The 6,524-nt window shown below is 49.4% G+C and carries 7 protein-coding genes and 1 pseudogene; all 8 read right to left on the bottom strand.

Going from position 1 to position 6,524, the window contains the following annotated elements:
- Nucleotides 1–111, bottom strand: a pseudogene (locus tag AAC854_RS24745) (reverse transcriptase); the annotation flags it as partial.
- A gap of 469 nt (nt 112–580) precedes the next feature.
- Nucleotides 581–1,339, bottom strand: a complete 759-nt coding sequence (locus AAC854_RS20560) for a TIGR03747 family integrating conjugative element membrane protein (RefSeq protein ID WP_340618727.1) — start codon at nt 1,337–1,339, stop codon at nt 581–583.
- Nucleotides 1,339–3,402: a type IV conjugative transfer system coupling protein TraD gene (gene traD, locus AAC854_RS20555; RefSeq protein WP_340618726.1), complete on the bottom strand. Its 2,064-nt coding sequence runs from the start codon at nt 3,400–3,402 to the stop codon at nt 1,339–1,341. The genes AAC854_RS20560 and traD overlap by 1 nt, the downstream gene beginning before the upstream one ends.
- Entirely contained in the window at nt 3,399–3,938 is a 540-nt protein-coding gene (locus AAC854_RS20550; protein ID WP_340618725.1) for an integrating conjugative element protein, read from the bottom strand. Before AAC854_RS20550 ends, traD begins: the two co-directional genes overlap by 4 nt.
- Nucleotides 3,914–4,612, bottom strand: a complete 699-nt coding sequence (locus AAC854_RS20545; RefSeq protein WP_340618724.1) for a TIGR03759 family integrating conjugative element protein — start codon at nt 4,610–4,612, stop codon at nt 3,914–3,916. The genes AAC854_RS20550 and AAC854_RS20545 overlap by 25 nt, the downstream gene beginning before the upstream one ends.
- On the bottom strand, nt 4,612–5,154 hold the full coding sequence (pilL2, locus tag AAC854_RS20540; protein WP_340618723.1) for a PFGI-1 class ICE element type IV pilus protein PilL2: 543 nt from the start codon (nt 5,152–5,154) through the stop codon (nt 4,612–4,614). The genes AAC854_RS20545 and pilL2 overlap by 1 nt, the downstream gene beginning before the upstream one ends.
- Nucleotides 5,155–5,329: 175 nt before the next feature.
- Nucleotides 5,330–5,587, bottom strand: coding sequence for a helix-turn-helix domain-containing protein (locus AAC854_RS20535; RefSeq protein WP_340618722.1), 258 nt, complete (start codon nt 5,585–5,587; stop codon nt 5,330–5,332).
- Between the two features lie 363 nt (nt 5,588–5,950).
- Nucleotides 5,951–6,524, bottom strand: a 574-nt coding sequence (locus tag AAC854_RS20530) for an Abi family protein (RefSeq protein ID WP_340618721.1), incomplete at its 5' end; no start/stop codon positions are given.

Raw genomic sequence — 6,524 nt, 5'->3', positions numbered from 1 at the left:
CTTGGCGGGTTTGATCAGAAGCTTTCCGCCATATTTGCGAAAATTCCACCCCAGAAAATCAAAACCTGTATCTATATGTGTAATGTGTGTTTTTTCCTCAGACAACGTCAACGATACGGGCTTACCGTGTTCCTCACCAATTACACGACTGGGTTAGGATCTGCCTATTCACCGGTGGCTTTGATGACGACGTGCTCCCACTATAAACAAGAGCAACCAGCCACATACCCTTTTGGTCAGTGCCTGACAGCAGCTTTGGCACATCAAAATTAACGATGTTTATCAGCAATTCACTTACATTATCCCTACCAGTCAGCCTTGCGCCTTACCCCGATGCTGCTTCGAGGATCGCAATCACCCCCTCACAGGGATGATCACACCTAACGGTGGCTACTTTCCGGAGGAGCTTCAGACAAAACCGTTACCCGTAATGCCTGTCCTCTTGGGCTACTGTTGGTCGTACAACAGGTCAATCTTCATTCTGATATTGAATGTTTGACAATAACTGGCGAAGCTTATAATTTATTTCAAATCAACGTATCCAATTGTTTTATAATTGAAATAAATCTTCACGTCGCACTTAAAGGTACTTTTTAAACATCGAGGTTGTGATCACCACTGCCATCCCCAACACTATCGCCGCCGGTAATAATATCACCGTCGGATACACCACACTTGGCCAGGATAAATACAACACACAGGGAATGGAGCAGGCCGGTTTAATTCCCCGCTTGGCATGATGATAGACAAAACTCGATTCATACCCCGCCCCATAACGCCGTAAATCCCGCCGTCCCAGCCCGTCAACCAATGCGACTAAAACCACCATCACAAACAAGGGAACAGATAACAGCAGGATCGCTATCCGGGTCAGTGTCACCATGGTGATAAACACCGTGGTCAGCCCATATTCCTGCAAATAGCCCGATATCCCCTGCAATACGGCGTTGAATTCACGCATAAAATCATTGCGGTTATTGAGTGGATATAGCCGCTGGCCCTGTATCCAGCGCATAAAACCACTGTCCACAAACAGCCATTGATACACCTGTGTCAGCCAGTCAGAGACTGTTTGTGAAGGTTCTGACAACAGCAGGCTCTGGGTAAACTCCGTGGATAAAAATTGCAGTTCGGTGTTCATCATTGTCTGGCTGTGAGATGCGCCTTCATCCTGCCAGAGAAAGGTCATCCCAAGATATTCCAGTAACAGGCTGAATAGCCAGGACATCACAACGAACCCAGCGATTTGCCACGGCCATTCCCATAACACACGATACAGCAGGCCATGCTTACGCGGTGGTTGAGTGGATTGACGGGAAGCCGGTTCTGACTGTGCCATTATGCTTTCTCTTCCCACCAGGCTTCACGGGTACGGTAATGCCGTCGCATCTGTTCGGCGATTTTCTGTAAACTCGCTGGCATCAGGGCATCGTCGTCATCCCCGGTAGGCAAGGGCATCCGAATTTTCCACAACTGACCGCCCTCCAGTAATGCGAAGGCTTGCCCTTTTGGCAAGTTAATCATTTCGGCAGGAGTCACCAGCGGCGTTTTGACCGTACCGACCCTGTCCTGTGTGGAAGAAGTAAAATCCTGCCCTTGTTCAACATCGGCGATATCGGCATGTCCGGAAACCAGGGTTTTACTGTAGATTTCCACTTCAGGAAGCTGGCTGGTGAGCAGCTCTGCCGTCCGGTTATCCCGCACCCGCAGCATAATCAGGGTATTGAAATTACCTATCACCTGCGCAGTTTTCGCCGTGCTGCCAATACGAGCCTCGATATCTGAGGAGGTTTGGGTATAAGCGGTGACCTGCATGCCCGCACCGCCGCCTTTGTTGATCAACGGGATAAATTCATCCCCCATCAGCTCATTGAATTCGTCACAATGTAGGTTAATCGCCAGCTTGCCGTCATGGCGAATGGGTAAGCCCGCATTCATGCCGTATTTATAAATCTGCCCCGCCACACTAACCAAATCGGCAAACATACTGTTACCGACTGCCGAAGCCACATCACTGTCAGACAACGCATCCAGCCCAATATAGACAATACCGTTTTTGCGGATCACCTGTTCCCAGTCGAAAATAGGGCGTAAATCAGCCATATTGAGATAATCCGGCGAGAGCAGTTCTGAAATTTTGCCGGTGGTCAGCTTTTCCAATAGTGGCAATAAGGAAGCCACTATTTTATCAAAATAGGTACGGTCATAACGCACAGCAGAACGCAGCCCGTCCAGGATCAGATCGTAAAGCTGCTTACCGGCTTCTGAACTCAGCGTAACTTCCATCGCCCAGAGCCTGAGTGCATCCGGCTGCCCCTGCATATTGCGCGGGATGTCTTTTTCTTTCAGCTTGCTGAGAGACTGGTTGATTTGTTCCAGCAGTGCGGGTTGCCTTTCTGCCATCATTTTAGTGGCATAGAGCTGATACAATTCGCTGATATTATTGACGTAACGCGTGATCAAGGTATAATCCGGCCGGTGTCCCAAAGCGACTAAAGCACGGGCCACAATATTAACAAACCGCCAGGCAAATTCTCGGAAAGCCGCACTGTTCCCTTCTCCACTGAGTTGCCCCGCCAGACGGGAAGCCACTTCTGAAACCCGGCCAAACCGTCCGACCGCGTTATAACGTGCCGAGATTTCAGGCCAGCCCAGATGAAAGAGAGAAAGCTCATTGCCACGACCTGCCCGGTGGGCTTCTGCCCAAATGCGTCTTAACAGGTCAGCATCCCCTTTGGGATCAAAGACAATCACCACTTCGCCGCGTCGGATATCCTGCGTTATCAGCAATTCAGCCAGCCGGGTTTTTCCCACACGGGTCGTGCCCATCACCAGTGTATGCCCGACCCGTTCGCGCAGATCCATAAACACTTCGGCTTCCTGTGGCTCAATACCGTGGATCATGGGATTGCCGCCAACCGGTGGCAAAGGGCGCACCGGATTGAACGGGGAATCTTTGCGTAACAAGGCCGACAATTTCGGCCAACGGTATTCCGTTCGGTGCTCCAGCAAACGGGCAAACTGATATAGCCGGGACGGTTGTACAAAGCGTTCAACCTCCGGTCTCCGCGTATCCTGTAAACGCTGGGTATGCTTTTGCTGCCAGCGAAATCCCCTGCCCAGAAACAGGCGCTGATGGCTGACGGGGATCTGTTTTGTGCTCATCTGGTAACGCGGCAAGCGACGCAGGTTTCTGCGATAGCGGAGTACCTGAATGCCCTGCCATGTACGTACCATCGCCAATACCGCAAAACCGCCGGCCATCACATAACTGACTGACGGTGCCAATGCAATGGCCCAGGGCGCCCTGATACAAACAAAAGCGGCAACGGCTGAGACCATCGCGGTATTCAATTCTACCGCTGGGCGTAGCAGGGCTTCGACAACATAACGGCGGCTCATGGTAATGACGACTGAGAGAGCGCAGTTTCGGTGATCAACACCGGATAATGTCGCAGTTGCAAACGGCGAGCCAATTCCGAACCGGAAGCAGGTGATAACGAAACATCCGGTGCTAATGCGCGCAGTGACTGTAAGCCTGCCATTTCACTGACATTGACGACCAAACCCACGGCGTGCAATTGCTTAAGTCGTGCTGCATGCTGACTTAACCATTGACGCGAATCAGCGTCATTACCAATCAAAAACAATGCCCCAATACCCGGCAATTGCAGTGATTTACTTATCACTGTCCCCGGCGTGAGTTCCGGTGTTTTCACCGGTAACATCGCAGCTTCACCGGCCTGCTCGGGTGAGAAAGACTGTGGCGGCAAAGTGATATCATCTGACTGAGCATGAATACCTGCATAAAAAGGCGAGGCATCTTTGCCGCCTAAATCGGCAATCACGTTCAGTTCAGCCTGACAGATGTTCATCCATAACAGGCCGATAATGGGAAATACGCCCAGCCGTTTCATGGTAATGATGCGATATGCCATCCCTGTTCCCCTTGCCGCAACAATGCTGGCATCAATCCCTTACCAAACCGGAACCAGTACCCCGCGTCATGATTCAGCGTGATTTGCCGGTGACGTACCCGCTCAACAGGGATATGATGATTTTTGGCCCATTGGCGTAATGTGTCGTCATTACCCTGACTGTCGACCAGATAGATATCGACAGGCTGGTTAGCCGCCAGGACTTCGGCCAAACGGGTTTCACACGGCGGACAATCTTTGATTCTGACAAACAGCGCCAGACGGCCACTTGTCTCGCGTGATGTTGTCATATTGACCGGCAACACATCCGGAAACAGCCGCTGCCACGCCGCATCCACTTCACGCTGGAAGCGCAGCTCTTTCTCTGTGCGGGCGAACTCCGCCCTGACCCACTGTTCAGCATAACGGCGGCGTTCGGCATCACTGTCGGCTTCAATGCCTAATGCGGTCAGCGGATCAAGTCCCGGCGACTGGATACCCCGTGGCCCGTTCATCAGTTGCTGATAACGCTGGTATTCATCCGCACTTAACTGCCACTGTTCAGCCTGACTTTTCAGGGACTGCTGTGGATTTTCCATTGATTGCGTCTGCTCCGAGGTTAAAGGTGCCGATGTTGCTGCCCAGACCGAACTGCTCAGCAACCATACCCATAAACCGAAACGATGCCATTTCATCAATGCCCTCCCTGCTGCGTTTGTTTAGCCGAAGTCGGTAACTGATAGCCCTGGCGTAAATGGTGACACACCACACGCTGCACTTCATCCACGTTCAGTTGCCAGGCCGGGCCTGCCATCACCTGCAACGCGGTACGCAACCGGACAGGACCTAACTGCGTGTGCACAGACGGCAACGGCTGGCGATATAAGATGTCATTCTCCTTTTCAGGCGCACATAACGAGTAGCCCGATTGACGTAATACGTAACGCATGGCATCAGCCACGGTGGGTTTCAGAGAGGCAGGGATAGAGATATCAATTAGTTGGGAAAGCGGGTCACGCTGTGCCTCTGTCGGGTCGGTGCTGACCAGCAAATAGCGTCCATAACGAACCACTTCCGGTTTTTGCCCATAAATATCCGGTGAAGCAGACTGAACGTTACGGGTCAGTGTGACGGAAGGAAAAGTTGCTTTTGAAGGGTGAGATTGCGGTGGTTTTACGGGGGCCGTGCATCCGGTCAGTATTACCGCCATTAAGCCGATTAACACCTTTATTTTCATGCCAAATAGGTTCCTGCTCAGTCGTAAAATAATCCTGACTATGCAAGGAACCCTGTGATGTATTCAATGAACAACTCAACTGTGTTTGCTGAAAATAAACATGCCGTAGTAGAAAATAATGGATAAACCCTGAACAAATACTATCGTATTCAGTGTCATGGGTGATAACGAAGCATTATTCAGCAACCGATTTATGTCTTCTCCGTTCAATCAAATTGCCATTATGATCAAAGTAGCGGCTGGGCCAGATTTCAGCAGGCTCCATCTCCAAACGGGCAGCGATGATAAACTCCCCTTTAGGCCATGGGCGGGATAAGGTATTTGCCAGTGTGGAAGAACTGAGTCCCGATTCACGGGATAAAGCGGCGAGTGTCGTACCACGTTTGCGTAATGCACAAATAATTTCGGCTGTGTGCCAGTCTTGTTGAGTCATACCTGCTTCCCCTTCTGTTGATTATTGGTGGTAGTTCAGACAGGGTTTGCAATACCGGGAGTAACCGTCCGGCGAGGCCAAAGCCTCCCCTGCCTGAACCGCCATTGAAGGTGCGATAGCAGGCACACTGGCAGAAAATTTCTACCAGTGGGTTACTCTTAACAGGGTTGCAAATCCCCGACTATCGGATTTTGCCGATAGCATTTTCACTTTAACCGATTGTGTTATCGAATTCAATAATCGAACAGGTAAGTTTAATAAGTAAATTAAGTTATTAGAGCACTTAAATTGAATAAACCATTCCACAACATGGGATACATTTATCACTGCACATAACACTGGCGGCATCCTCATTAACTTATTCTAAGAAGAGGGCGATATCATCTCTTGCTGCCAAAGTGGAGTCCCAGCCCAATTATCAATAAACCCCATCTTTTCCCATTTCACACAACAGGGTTTATCCTTCATCAATTCAGTTAATTGTGTTTTTAGTCCATCATTGTAAGACACTTGATCTGAAAGATATTTCAACACAACCAGCCTGCTGTAAAGCGTGGTTGGATTAATAATATGTTGTTCTAATTCACTGCCTTTTTTAGGCGGAAATGCGCGAAAAGATCGGTTCCAGATACGATTGTGATGTGCACAGAGATTACGAATATGGCTTAATGTGTGAAACCAGGACGCCATGACTTCATAATTTTTAACATTAAACTTGTGTGCGATCGCTTTCTGGTCAACAGGTAATAACGATTTATACATTTTCGACCATGAACCAAAGCTCAATGTTTCTGTAATCATCCAGGAAGGCGGATATTTCGGGGTATGATATTTTTTCTTATAATGTTCAATAAACGTTTCTTTGGCTTCATTAATTTGACCAAAAAAGTTTTCATAGTGGTAGTCATTGCTCAGAACAGATAAGTTCATGAACCAA

Source organism: Xenorhabdus entomophaga (genome assembly GCF_037996725.1).
GTDB lineage: Bacteria > Pseudomonadota > Gammaproteobacteria > Enterobacterales > Enterobacteriaceae > Xenorhabdus > Xenorhabdus khoisanae.
Note: the sequence above shows the minus strand (reverse complement) of the source record. Positions and strands in the feature narration are given on the sequence as shown.